Source organism: Citrobacter sp. MGH105 (assembly GCF_001037485.2).
GTDB classification, from domain to species: domain Bacteria; phylum Pseudomonadota; class Gammaproteobacteria; order Enterobacterales; family Enterobacteriaceae; genus Citrobacter; species Citrobacter portucalensis.
The window spans coordinates 4,508,642-4,521,277 of record NZ_CP073048.1 but is presented as its reverse complement, the minus strand read 5'-3'; the positions used below and the strand labels follow the sequence as shown (position 1 = coordinate 4,521,277).

Genomic DNA, 12,636 nt, shown 5'->3' with positions numbered 1-12,636 from the left:
ATGCGAATATTTGTCTACGGCAGTTTACGAACCAAACAAGGCAACAGCCACTGGATGACCAATGCCCTGTTGCTGGGAAATTTCAGTATCGATAACTACCAGTTGTACAGCCTGGGCCACTATCCAGGCGCGGTTCCGGGAAATGGAACAGTACACGGGGAAGTTTATCGTATTGATAACGCCACGCTGGCAGAGCTTGACGCTCTGCGTACCCGCGGCGGTGAATACGCACGCCAGTTAATTCAAACGCCGTACGGAAGTGCATGGATGTACGTGTACCAACGTCCGGTTGATGGCTTAACGCTGATTGAAAGCGGTAACTGGTTAGACAGAGACCAGTACTGATATATCGTCTACCAGAATAAACAACGCCGCCTTCGGGTGGCGTTGTTTATTAAAGGCTTAAAACTCCACGCGCGCGCCGAGGTTATAGCGGCGTCCTTCCACCTGCGCGGATTCATTCCATGCAGTCGTCAGTTTCGGATCTTCATCCAGCACGTTGTAGATCCCTGCCATCAGCTGCGTGTGCTTATTGAGCTTATAACGTACGCCTACGTCGACCATCGTGTAGTCATCGTACTTATAGTTATTGCCGCTGTTGCGGTTACTGCTGCGGTAATTCACCGTACTCCATACGTCCAGACTCTGCGTTGCCGCCCAGCTCAGCGACAGGTTCGCCATATGGCGCGGGTAATCGTTGAGCGCGTAGCCTTTGTTTACGCCGCTTTTCTGTTCGCTATGGTTCCAGGTGTAGTTAGCGTTGGCTTTTACATCGGCGCTAATCTGCCAGTCGGCATTCAGTTCTATGCCGTACACGTCCGCCTTGCTGACGTTGAAGTATTTACTGACGGAGTCCGCCTTGTAGCCATTCACGGAGCACTGATTCGTCGATGTGGTTTCGCAAATGGTTTGTTCAGCAATTTTGTCTTTGAACTGCGTATAGAAGACGGTGCTATCCAGTGACAGCGCATTCCCCGTCCAGTAGAGGCCCAGCTCAGAGTTAACGCTTTGTTCTGGTTTCAGATCGTCGTTACCGACGGTCAGGAAGGGATAAGGTACAGTCGAGCCGTATGGGGTGACAAAGTCGCTGGATGTCGCACGCAGCTCAGGTTTTTTATAACCTGCGGAAACGCCGCCCTTCAGCGCCCAGTCATTGCTGAAGGCCCAGTTACCGTACATTTTCGGCGTAATATGTGTGCCAAAGTTATCATCCTGGTCCATACGCGCTGATGTGGTCAGGATGAAGTCGTCAATGCTCCAGCCGTCTTCAGCAAACAATGCCCAACCGTTACGGCTGATTTTTGTCACTGGCTCAGATCCGGGCAGCGTTTTGTTGGCCACATCAAAGCGGTCATTCAGCTCTTCGCGGGTGAAATTCGCCCCAACGGTCAGTTTATGGTTGTCGAGCGTGAAGGTGGTTTGCGAATTGGCGACGTAGTTCTCCATCTGCACATACTGCGGCGACTGGCTGTCATAAACGTACTTCGAACGGCCTTTTTCATAGTTTATGTAGTTGGTCGTTGCGATGGTGTCGTCGGCATACCAGCCGGTATGCGTTAGGGTGGCGGCGTTACGATCGAACAGCCATGACCACGGCGCGCCGCGCTTCTGGGTACGGTTTTTCTCCTGCTCACCGGTGACCACATTGAGATCGAACAGGTTATTTTCGCTAGCGGCCAGGCCCAGCGTCATATCAACGGATTTACGGTTGTGTTTGCCGAAATAGTTATTGCGATCGTCATCGCGACGGTCGAGCCAGTAGGCCGCTACGCTAAGGCCGAGAACATCGGGCACAATCGGCCCCATGGTAAACAGATTCATCTGGCTGGTATTACCCAAATACTGGTGTTCCTGAAGCCAGGTATTGGCGGCAATTGCCGTCGTCCACTCTTTTGCGCCATACGGTTTTTTGGTAATCACGTTGACCACACCGCCGATGGCATCTGATCCGTACAGCGAGGACATGGGCCCGCGGATAACTTCGATACGCTCAATGGCCTCCATCGGCGGTAAGAAGTTGGCTTCAGTACCGATGTCATGTCCGTAAGGGCGAGATTCACCGGTATTTTGTTTGACGCTGTTGACCATAAACGCGGTATAGGACGGGTCCATGCCGCGGATCATAATGCTGCCAGCGTTCATACCGCTGCTGTTGGTGACCGAGACGCCAGGAAGGTTTTTAATCGCTTCACCAATGCTACGGTCCGGCTGAATATCCAGCGTTTTACGATCGATAACGGAAATGGTGGCCGGCGCTTCGCGCTTTTGCTGCGAGAACCCGGATGCGGTGATCACCATTTCATCTTCGCTATTGCGTGAGGTTTCGGTGAGTTCTTCTGCCTGAGTGGGGAAAATAACACCGCCTGAGAATGCAACGATCCCTGTCAGCGTAATAAGTTGACGCGTTTTCATAATATAGACACCTGAAAAGTAAAAAATAAAAGCATCACCTTGCAGCCCAGAAAAGCTGCAAGGTGTCAGAAGCGTTTTTAATTATTAATATTTGGAGAGGTCGATTTTCAGCACATAGTCGGGCTTCACACCGGTCATTTTTTCCGGCTGTTTGACGCTGACATACAGGGTGTTGGCATCAGACGAGAGCGCCAGGCTGTTAGGTAACGCATTGGTTTCAATGCTTTGTTTTACCTGATAAGTCTTGCTGTCCACAATGCTGATGCGCTTTGCATTACGGTGGGTGATATACACTTCCTGGCGCTTTTCGTTATATATCACTGCCAGGGAGTTGATAACCTTAATGGGGGCAATAACCTTACCGGTATTAATATCAACAACCAGTACATCCGCTAAATCAGGATCGGTCAGGAATGCGCGATTATTTTTTGCATCCAAAGCAATATTCAGGAAAAAATGTTTTTTGCCTGGCTCAATACTAAAGCGGTTAATAATTTGATGGTTAGTGGTATCCAGCGTAATAAGTTCGTTGCGGCCATTTACGACATACAGGCGGTTCTTATTGGCATCTACGGCCATACCGGTCGGATACTGGCCCATGTTTTCAAGGGTGGCGATTTTCTCGTGCTTTTGCGTATCCACCACCCAGACAATACCCTTTTCAGCCACGCCGGAAACGTACAGGCGGTGATGCTGTTTATCGAGCACCATTTCGCGGGTATGGACAATTTCTTTCGGGTTTTTGGCTTCGCTCAGTTGCAGTATCGCCAGCTCTTTACCGCTGCGGGTATCAATGAGCGTGACCGAACCCTCCAGCGTGTTGCCGACATAGAGCACCTGGTTTCCTGCATCCAGGGCAGTGGCAAAGGCACGACGGCTGGTTTCGATAACTTCAGTCGTGGTGAGCTTCTCCAGATCGAGTTTATAGATAAGCCCGCTGGTTTTATCTTTATCAAACGACGGCGACGAGGCAGCAAAAAGCGCATTCTGCTGGCTATCAACCGCCAGTTCATACACGCCGTTGCCAACGTCGCGGGTCAGAAAATCTTGCTCAGGTAGCGTCTGCGCCACGCTGGACAGGCTGGTAAATAACAGTGCTGTGGCGAGAGCCACGCAGGAATAGCGTTTCAGGGACTTCACATTGTGGAGGTTCATTGACTTTTATTCACATTTATTTACATGCTTGAGATGATAATGAGATCTAATCTCATTCGCAATTAAGATAAATGAAATGTGACTACCCAATCTGGTAGGTGTTTATAGGCATGGTTTATGTGTGTGTATTTACAGCAAAAATCACGATAGCTCAGTTGCCGTTACTGCAATGAGGTTATGTTAATTAATATATCTAATTATTCCTGAAATAATATTCTCCGTATTTATAGTTATAAAAAAATTATTTAATTTGATCTGCCTGGCATAAATAATTAAACGCCATAGGCAATATTACTCAGGTATAAATTTACTAACATGGAGGATAGTAATGGATGAGCAATATTGTTTATCTTAAACTTATTGGTGAACAGCAAGGTGATATTTCTTGTAGATGTGGTACAACTGATTCAATCGGTAATCGTTGGCAACGAAACCATGTGAATGAAATATTTGTTTTTTCTTTGTGTTCGGAGGTGACGAATTCAGGAAAAGGTGCAAATCTACAGAGCTTAACATTCAGTAAGCAAATAGATAAAAGCTCACCACTATTAATGAATGCGATAATAACAATGAAAACCTGTTTCTAGAGTTTTGGTTTTATCGCATAAATAGATATGGTCAATGGGAGAAGTATTATTATATACAGCTCAGAGGTGCTTCAATATCAAGCATTCAGATGAGAGTTATAAATGACGAGATACATACAGAAGCAATATCTGTTGGTTATGATTATATTCTCAGTAAACATCTGATAAGTAATACTGAGTTTAGCTATCTTGCTCTACCTGCGGAGTACAATAAGCTGTTTGTTCCTGTGCCGAAACCCCAGACGCAAACTCTTAACAGTGCTGGTGTAGGCCGACTGCTGGCGGCTGGGGGGATTTATAACGGCAACATCGAGGGGTTCAGGGATACTGCAGAAAAATTGGGGGGTGATGCCGTCAAAGGCTATGACCAGGTTCTTAATGAGAAAACGGTCAGTACTGCCATCATAGCGGCCTCAATTGCCGCAGGTTATGGACTTGGGAGGATGGAGTTAGAATCGGAGATTCGGGTACTTAAGGAATTGGAGCATTTTGGTGCCAGAGGAATATCATCAGGACGCCCTTTTAATCCCGATTTAGCTGGAGGGCCTATTGAGAATTTAACCACGGATGGTGTCACTATCAACTATGACGGTATAGCTGTCGTAGAAAAGCATGTGTCGCGGTTTAAGCATGATCCTGCCAATGATGTAATGATTAAACGCTTGAAGGACATTGCTGATGGTAAAATCCTCCATGAGCAAGTTGATTTGAATTACTATACTCATGAATGTCGGGAGTTCCAGCGTTATTGCAATTTAGGTTGGGAGACCGGCGAACCGGAAGGTTTTGAGGGGTATGAACTGTGGAATAATGCCCATACTGCTACTCTGGAAGAGTATAACCTAAAAGCTTCAGATTTATATCACCCGGATGCGATACTAGATGATTAATGAAATTGAATTTAACGTACTGAAAGTTATGGCTGAGAAAGACAAAAACTGGAATTGTTATCTTCTTGATCGGGTACTTTCTGTAAGAGATATTCCAGGTTTTGGTAATGTAGTCAGAATTGTTAATAGCTTGGCTGATCAGGGCCTTGTAGAAATCATTGATATCGAAAATGCTACTCAACCTGACTATCGGGTTACTGATGAAGGGCATGAGTATGTAAAAAACCGTCATTCAGGAGATTAATAGCAGAATGACCAATGCCAGTCAGTGGTTAATCGATTCCTTTCTTTCCGGTGTGCTATCTGCTTCAGAGTTTGATAAGCAATACCTTGATGCCTGGAGATACTATAGAGACATCAGATGATGTTAGTAACCTTGAAGTCAACACTCAAGTATATCTGGATCGGGTATTTACTGCGGTTGACCAGTATTGTTCAGATTCTGAATTAAGAGATGATGATGATCTTGATGACGGTCAGTTGCTCAGCGAAATAACTCGGTTGAATAGACAGTGGTGCGAGTCAGTGTAGCTTGAAAGCATCTCTATGAATCAATTGATGAAAAATTCAGTGAGGTATATTGATTGGTTAAGACACCTGCCGCGGAGTGATAGTTTATATGTGTTAACTGACTGTCTGAACTGTGGTGAAAAGGGACTTTCTTATCAATATCTTGGTTTCGATAATAGTGATATAGGATGGAAGATTATCTGGTGTGAGACCTGTAAATCAGGAGTAACGGTTTCGAGAACCAAAATACCCGAAGGGGCTAGTAGGTTAATAGATTTGCAGGAGCAGGAACGTTTTTTTGAAACGAAGCCTGAACTGAAACTAATCTTTTAGAGTAGTATCAAAAAAAGCCCCTCATAAAACGAGGGGCTTCAATCAATTATGCTGACTTTAGAAAGCGAACTTACTTCTTCGCGCGCTCGAAGGAAGCAACGATTTCAGCTTTAGCGGCTTCAGCGTTGTCCCAACCGTCAACTTTTACCCATTTGCCCGCTTCGAGATCTTTGTAGTGTTCGAAGAAGTGGGTGATCTGCGCTTTCAGCAGTTCCGGCAGGTCGGTCACATCTTTGATGTGATCGTATTCTTTGCTCAGCTTGGTGTGCGGTACCGCAACCAGTTTCGCATCTTCACCGGATTCGTCGGTCATTTTCAGTACGCCAACCGGACGGCAGCGGATCACTGAACCTGGCTCCAGCGGGTACGGAGTCGGGACCAGAACGTCTACCGGGTCACCGTCCAGAGACAGGGTGTGGTTGATGTAACCGTAGTTGCACGGATAGAACATCGCGGTGGACATGAAGCGGTCAACGAACAGGGCGCCGCTCTCTTTGTCAACTTCGTATTTGATCGGATCTGCGTTCGCAGGGATCTCGATAACAACGTAGATATCTTCCGGCAGGTCTTTACCGGCAGGGACGTTGAGTAAGCTCATGTCTGTTTCCTTTAAATAAGCTATGGCAAACAAGTGGCGGGTATTATAGCCAACTCGCGCGGAATGTCTCCGCTTGTTTTCGCTTTCTCTGCGTGCATTTTCTTCTTTTTATCTCTCTCTCGTGACAGAAAAATCCATATCTTCAGCCGCATTTTTCATAGTGAGATGAAAGCGATTACAAAGTTGTGATTAACGTTTTATTTACTTTTTTGAAGTGTGATGTAACGCAATCCGTTACATGCTCAATTGTCTATAGTTTTTTCGCAACGGTTAATTAACCAACAATAATCACCCTACGAGGATGCACTTATGTGGAAGCGCTTACTTTTAGTCACAGCAGTTTCGGCAGCCATGTCGTCTATGGCAATGGCAGCCCCTTTAACCGTAGGATTTTCGCAGGTTGGCTCTGAATCCGGCTGGCGCGCCGCAGAAACCAACGTCGCGAAAAGCGAGGCCGAAAAGCGGGGAATTACGCTGAAAATCGCTGATGGCCAGCAAAAGCAGGAAAACCAGATTAAAGCAGTCCGCTCATTTGTTGCGCAGGGCGTCGACGCCATCTTTATTGCGCCGGTCGTGGCAACGGGTTGGGAGCCGGTGTTAAAAGAAGCTAAAGATGCCGACATTCCGGTCTTTTTGCTCGATCGTTCCATCGATGTAAAAGACAAATCTCTCTATATGACCACCGTCACCGCCGACAACGTGCTGGAAGGTAAATTGATCGGCGACTGGCTGATTAAACAAGTGGATGGCAAGCCGTGTAACGTCGTTGAGCTGCAAGGGACCGTTGGGGCCAGCGTGGCGATCGATCGTAAGAAAGGCTTTGCTGAAGCTATCGCTAATGCGCCAAACATCAAAATTATTCGCTCTCAGTCCGGTGACTTCACCCGCAGTAAAGGGAAAGAAGTGATGGAGAGCTTTATCAAAGCGGAAAACAACGGCAAGAACATCTGTATGGTTTACGCCCACAACGATGACATGGTGATCGGTGCGATTCAGGCGATCAAAGAAGCGGGCCTGAAACCTGGCAAAGATATTCTCACCGGTTCTATCGATGGCGTACCGGATATCTACAAAGCGATGATTGATGGTGAAGCCAACGCCAGCGTCGAACTGACGCCGAATATGGCCGGCCCGGCATTCGACGCGCTGGAGAAATTCAAAAAAGACGGCACGATGCCTGAGAAGCTGACCATTACCAAGTCGATCCTCTATCTGCCGGATACGGCAAAAGAAGAGTTAGAGAAGAAGAAAAACATGGGCTACTAAGCCTTCATGAAAATGCCGGGGGCGCTGCGCTTGCCCGGCCTACATTACGCTCTTTTGTAGGCCGGATAAGCGTAGCGCCATCCGGCGTGATGCAGGGGGAACCATGACCACCGACCAACATCAGGAAATCCTCCGCACCGAAGGATTAAGCAAATTCTTTCCCGGCGTCAAAGCGTTGGATAACGTGGATTTCAGCTTGCGTCGTGGCGAGATTATGGCGCTGCTGGGAGAAAACGGAGCCGGCAAATCGACGCTCATCAAAGCGCTGACCGGCGTTTACCATGCCGATCGCGGCACTATCTGGCTTGAAGGCCAACCGATCACCCCCAAAAACACCGCCCATGCCCAACAACTGGGGATTGGCACCGTGTACCAGGAAGTGAACCTGCTGCCCAATATGTCGGTTGCCGATAACTTATTTATTGGTCGTGAACCGCGGCGTTTTGGCCTGCTTCAGCGCAAGCAGATGGAAAAACGCGCGACGGAACTGATGGCGTCATACGGTTTTTCCCTTGACGTGCGCGAGCCGCTGAACCGCTTTTCCGTGGCGATGCAACAAATCGTCGCCATCTGTCGGGCGATCGATCTCTCCGCGAAAGTGCTGATCCTCGATGAACCCACCGCCAGCCTCGATACCCAGGAAGTTGAAATGCTGTTTGGCCTGATGCGACATCTGCGCGATCGGGGCGTCAGTCTGATCTTCGTCACCCACTTTCTCGATCAGGTTTATCAGGTCAGCGATCGCATTACCGTCCTGCGGAACGGCGGCTTCGTTGGCTGCCGTGAAACCCGAGAACTGCCTCAGATCGAACTGGTCAAAATGATGCTGGGCCGTGAACTGGATACCCATGCACTACAGCGTGCGGGCCGCACGTTGCTGAGTGATAAACCGGTGGCGGCATTCAGCGGCTTTGGCAAAAAAGGCACCATCGCGCCATTTGATCTACAGGTGCGTCCCGGTGAGATCGTCGGCCTCGCCGGACTACTGGGGTCCGGGCGAACGGAAACGGCGGAGGTGATCTTCGGTATTAAACCCGCCGACAGCGGAAGTGCGCTGATTAAAGGCAAACCGCAGACCTTGCGATCGCCACATCAGGCTTCGTGTCTGGGGATCGGTTTCTGTCCGGAGGATCGCAAAACGGATGGCATTATTGCTGCCGCTTCGGTGCGGGAAAACATCATTCTGGCATTGCAGGCGCAGCGCGGCTGGCTGCGGCCTATTCCCCGGAAAGAGCAAAACGAGATTGCCGAGCGTTTTATCCGCCAGCTTGGTATTCGTACTCCGAACGCTGAGCAACCGATCGAATTTCTCTCCGGCGGCAATCAGCAAAAAGTACTGCTCTCGCGCTGGTTACTGACCAAACCGCAGTTCCTGATCCTCGATGAACCCACGCGTGGGATCGACGTTGGCGCGCATGCGGAGATCATCCGCCTGATCGAAACGCTGTGCGCGGATGGTCTGGCGCTGCTGGTCATTTCATCCGAACTGGAAGAGTTAGTGGGCTATGCCGATCGGGTCATTATTATGCGCGATCGCAAACAGGTGGCCGAGATCCCCCTGGCTGAACTGTCCGTACCGGCGATCATGAATGCCATTGCGGCCTAAGGAGACTATGGTGATGCCTCAATCTCTCCCTCAATCCAATCCGTCTAAACGGCGGTTCCGTTGGCCAAAGGGGATGCCACAGCTGGTGGCGTTACTGCTGGTGCTGCTGGTGGATAGCCTGGTCGCCCCGCACTTTTACCAGGTGATTTTGCAGGATGGTCGGCTGTTCGGTAGCCCGATTGATATTCTCAACCGCGCCGCTCCCGTGGCGCTGTTGGCGATTGGTATGACGCTGGTGATTGCAACCGGTGGCATCGACCTTTCCGTGGGGGCCGTCATGGCTATTGCTGGCGCCACTACCGCGGCGATGACGGTGGCCGGGCACAGTCTGCCGGTGGTGCTGCTTGCTGCCTTAGGATCCGGCATTCTGGCTGGGCTGTGGAATGGGATTCTGGTGGCCATCCTCAAGATCCAACCGTTTGTCGCCACGCTAATCCTGATGGTGGCCGGGCGCGGGGTGGCGCAGCTTATCACTTCCGGGCAGATCGTCACCTTTAACTCGCCCGAACTGTCATGGTTTGGCAGCGGCTCGCTCTTACTGTTCCCTACGCCGGTAATTATTGCACTGCTCACGCTGGTGGTGTTCTGGCTGCTGACGCGGAAAACGGCGCTGGGTATGTTTATCGAAGCGGTGGGTATCAACATTCGTGCGGCAAAAAACGCCGGGGTGAACACCCGCATTATCGTGATACTCACCTATGTGCTGAGCGGCCTGTGCGCGGCTATCGCTGGCATTATCGTCACGGCGGACATTCGCGGGGCAGATGCCAATAACGCCGGATTATGGCTGGAGCTGGATGCCATCCTGGCGGTGGTTATCGGCGGCGGGTCGCTGATGGGCGGGCGCTTTAACCTGCTGCTGTCGGTGATCGGCGCCTTGATTATTCAGGGCATGAACACCGGGATTCTGCTGTCGGGCTTCCAGCCGGAACTGAATCAGGTGGTCAAAGCCGTGGTGGTGTTGTGTGTGCTGGTCGTGCAGTCACAACGCTTTATCAGCCTGATAAAAGGAGTGCGTGGTCATGATAAAACGTAATTTACCGCTGATGATCACCCTCGGCGTGTTTGTGCTGGGTTATCTCTACTGCCTGACGCAGTTTCCCGCTTTTGCTTCCACCCGGGTCATTTGCAATATCCTGACCGATAACGCCTTTCTGGGCATTATTGCCGTAGGCATGACCTTCGTGATCCTCTCTGGCGGGATCGACCTTTCCGTTGGCTCGGTGATCGCCTTTACCGGCGTATTTCTGGCGAAGGCCATTGGCTATTGGGGCATTTCTCCGCTGCTGGCGTTCCCTTTGGTTTTGCTGATGGGCTGCGCGTTTGGTGCGTTTATGGGGTTACTGATTGATGCGCTGAAGATCCCAGCATTTATTATCACTCTGGCGGGAATGTTCTTCCTGCGCGGCGTCAGCTATCTGGTCTCAGAAGAATCCATCCCAATTAACCATCCGGTTTATGACATGCTCTCAAGCCTGGCATGGAAAATTCCCGGCGGTGGTCGCCTGAGCGCGATGGGATTGCTGATGCTGGCGGTTGTCGTCATCGGCATATTCCTGGCGCACCGTACGCGCTTTGGTAATCAGGTTTACGCGATTGGCGGCAACGCCACTTCTGCCAACCTGATGGGCATCTCAACCCGCAGCACCACCATCCGCATTTATATGCTGTCTACCGGGCTTGCGACGCTTGCCGGCATTGTCTTTTCCATTTACACCCAGGCGGGCTATGCGCTGGCGGGCGTTGGCGTCGAACTGGATGCGATAGCCTCAGTTGTGATTGGTGGAACGCTGCTCAGCGGTGGGGTCGGTACAGTGTTAGGGACGTTGTTTGGCGTCGCTATTCAGGGGCTGATCCAGACCTACATTAATTTTGACGGCACATTAAGTTCCTGGTGGACGAAGATCGCGATTGGCATTTTATTGTTTATTTTTATAGCGTTACAACGCGGTCTGACGGTGCTTTGGGAAAATCGTCAAAGCTCGCCGGTTACCCGAGTGGGTACGGCGGCAACACCAAAGTAACATCCTGATTTTGCACAAAACATTTAAATACCTAAACTTTTTCCGGTTGTAGTCGATAGGTTCTGTACAGGTCTGTTTTAACCCTACAACCGGAAATATAACGATGCCAAAATCCCTTTCAATTCGATCAAGTTTGTTGGTGTTATTGTCTCTGCTGACGTTCCTGCTGTTACTGACCGGTGGCATGGGGCTATATGCTTCTACCCGTGTCATTACCTCGTTGATTTATAACGGTATTATGAGCGCTGCAATGTTGGCTGCTATCGCATTGCTGGCGGTCATTTGGTTTATGCTGCGAAATAAGTTTCTCAAACCGTTGGATAACATGGTTGAGCAACTGGAACGTCTGGCAACGGGGGATTTGTCGCCGGTTACCGCGTTGTCGGCCAGCGCCGAATTCAACCGCCTGAACGCAGCAATGGATGACATGCGCCATGCGCTGGGCGACTCGGTACAGCGCGTACGCGATGCCAGCTCGCAAATTGATATTGGCAGTCGTGAACTGACGGCCGGGAACCAGCATCTGGCGCAACGCACTGAATCGACAGCCACTTCGCTGGAGCAGACCGCCGCCAGCATGGAAGAACTCACGGCGACGGTGAAACAGAATGCGCAGAACGCGGAACAGGCGCACCAGCTGGCAAAATCGGTGTCGGATACTGCCGATCGCGGTAGCGAAATGGTGTGCTATGTGATCGAGAAAATGCGCGATATTTCCGGCAGTTCCAGCCGAATCGCCGACATCCTCAGCGTGATTGATGGCATTGCTTTCCAGACCAATATTCTGGCGCTCAATGCTTCCGTTGAAGCGGCGCGAGCTGGTGAGCAGGGGCGGGGCTTTGCGGTTGTGGCTGGTGAAGTGCGTAATCTGGCCAGCCGCAGCGCCGAGGCGGCCAAAGAGATCCGTACGCTAATCAGCGATTCGCACACCCATGTGGGGGAAGGCAGTGAACTGGCGCAGCAGGCGGGCGAAACCATGGATGAAATCGCGACCGAGGTTATGCGTATGACCAAACTGATGCGTGAAATTGCCAGTGCGTCCCAGGAACAGAGTCGCGGCATAGAGCAGGTGAATATCGCGGTAATTCAGATGGATGAAACGGCGCAGCAAAACGCGGCGCTGGTGCAGCAGTCTTCAGCGGCTACCCGCTCGCTGGAAGAGCAGTCTTCAGCGCTAATCGAAGCAATGGCCGTATTTAAGCTACAGAAAGCGTAACCGGACGATGGATTTTGTAGGCCGGATGGCAACGCTACG

At 50.3% G+C, this 12,636-nt stretch carries 11 protein-coding genes and 1 pseudogene; 9 read left to right on the top strand and 3 right to left on the bottom strand.

What is annotated here, in order from left to right; genetic code table 11:
* Positions 1-345: a gamma-glutamylcyclotransferase family protein gene (locus tag SK35_RS21655; RefSeq protein ID WP_003025723.1), complete on the top strand. Its 345-nt coding sequence runs from the start codon at positions 1-3 to the stop codon at positions 343-345.
* A gap of 57 nt (positions 346-402) precedes the next feature.
* Here SK35_RS21655 and SK35_RS21650 read toward each other — a convergent pair whose 3' ends face one another.
* Positions 403-2,412, bottom strand: coding sequence for a TonB-dependent receptor domain-containing protein (locus SK35_RS21650; protein ID WP_048215070.1), 2,010 nt, complete (start codon positions 2,410-2,412; stop codon positions 403-405).
* A gap of 84 nt (positions 2,413-2,496) precedes the next feature.
* Complete coding sequence (gene yncE, locus SK35_RS21645; RefSeq protein WP_048215069.1) at positions 2,497-3,567, bottom strand: 7-bladed beta-propeller protein YncE; 1,071 nt, start codon at positions 3,565-3,567, stop codon at positions 2,497-2,499.
* 332 nt (positions 3,568-3,899) lie between these two features.
* On the opposite strand from yncE, the pseudogene tssD reads away from it, so the two are divergent.
* From tssD to SK35_RS27170, 3 genes and pseudogenes are all read left to right on the top strand, one after another.
* Positions 3,900-5,044 (top strand): annotated as a pseudogene (gene tssD, locus SK35_RS21640) (type VI secretion system tube protein TssD).
* A complete protein-coding gene (locus tag SK35_RS21635) occupies positions 5,037-5,288 on the top strand; it encodes a hypothetical protein (protein WP_048215068.1) in 252 nt (83 codons plus the stop codon). The pseudogene tssD and the gene SK35_RS21635 overlap by 8 nt, the downstream one beginning before the upstream one ends.
* An 89-nt stretch (positions 5,289-5,377) precedes the next feature.
* Complete coding sequence (locus SK35_RS27170; RefSeq protein WP_075551219.1) at positions 5,378-5,575, top strand: colicin immunity domain-containing protein; 198 nt, start codon at positions 5,378-5,380, stop codon at positions 5,573-5,575.
* A gap of 382 nt (positions 5,576-5,957) precedes the next feature.
* Here SK35_RS27170 and ppa read toward each other — a convergent pair whose 3' ends face one another.
* Positions 5,958-6,485 carry an inorganic diphosphatase gene (gene ppa / locus SK35_RS21625; RefSeq protein WP_003025726.1) on the bottom strand — a complete coding sequence of 176 codons (528 nt, stop codon included), beginning with the start codon at positions 6,483-6,485 and terminating at the stop codon, positions 5,958-5,960.
* Between the two features lie 309 nt (positions 6,486-6,794).
* On the opposite strand from ppa, the gene ytfQ reads away from it, so the two are divergent.
* From ytfQ to SK35_RS21600, 5 genes are all read left to right on the top strand, one after another.
* A complete protein-coding gene (gene ytfQ / locus SK35_RS21620) occupies positions 6,795-7,751 on the top strand; it encodes a galactofuranose ABC transporter substrate-binding protein YtfQ (RefSeq protein WP_008786033.1) in 957 nt (318 codons plus the stop codon).
* 103 nt (positions 7,752-7,854) lie between these two features.
* Positions 7,855-9,357, top strand: a complete 1,503-nt coding sequence (ytfR, locus tag SK35_RS21615; RefSeq protein ID WP_048215067.1) for a galactofuranose ABC transporter, ATP-binding protein YtfR — start codon at positions 7,855-7,857, stop codon at positions 9,355-9,357.
* 13 nt (positions 9,358-9,370) lie between these two features.
* Positions 9,371-10,393, top strand: coding sequence for a galactofuranose ABC transporter, ATP-binding protein YtfT (gene ytfT / locus SK35_RS21610; protein WP_048216362.1), 1,023 nt, complete (start codon positions 9,371-9,373; stop codon positions 10,391-10,393).
* On the top strand, positions 10,380-11,381 hold the full coding sequence (yjfF, locus tag SK35_RS21605; protein ID WP_048215066.1) for a galactofuranose ABC transporter, permease protein YjfF: 1,002 nt from the start codon (positions 10,380-10,382) through the stop codon (positions 11,379-11,381). The genes ytfT and yjfF overlap by 14 nt, the downstream gene beginning before the upstream one ends.
* A 103-nt stretch (positions 11,382-11,484) precedes the next feature.
* Entirely contained in the window at positions 11,485-12,597 is a 1,113-nt protein-coding gene (locus tag SK35_RS21600) for a methyl-accepting chemotaxis protein (protein WP_075551217.1), read from the top strand.
* Positions 12,598-12,636: the final 39 nt, after the last annotated feature.